The sequence below is a fragment of the Pseudomonas sp. SMV71 genome, from assembly GCF_052042015.1.
GTDB lineage: Bacteria > Pseudomonadota > Gammaproteobacteria > Pseudomonadales > Pseudomonadaceae > Aquipseudomonas.
Genome location: NZ_JBKGGU010000069.1, coordinates 1 through 356, shown reverse-complemented (window position 1 = coordinate 356; position 356 = coordinate 1). Strand labels below are relative to the sequence as shown.

Here is a 356-nt window from a genome sequence, read left to right as displayed (position 1 = left end):
GAAGTCAGCATCGATAAAGCCACGGGCGGTAACTTCGAGAACTTGGTGCCAAGCACCACGCCCGCGGTCACTGACGTCACCGATACCATCGACACTTCGACTGTGAGCCTGTCGGCCACTTCGACCGTCGCCGAAGGTGGAACGGTGGTTTACACCGCCTCGGTCAACGCCCCAGTCACCGGCGCCCCGCTGGTCGTCACCCTGTCGAACGGTCAAACCATCACCATTCCAGTTGGCGCAAGCTCGGGCAGCGTGAACTTCGTTACGCCAAACGATGCCCTCGCTGGCGGCGACAACCTGAGCGTCAAGATCGACGACGCCAAGGGCGGCAACTACGAGAAGCTGGAGATCGACGG

The 356-nt window shown here is 61.5% G+C and carries 1 protein-coding gene; it reads left to right on the top strand.

Going from position 1 to position 356, the window contains the following annotated elements:
• Positions 1 to 356: immunoglobulin-like domain-containing protein (locus ACLEJQ_RS25815; protein WP_440799935.1), on the top strand; the 356-nt coding region annotated here is incomplete at both ends.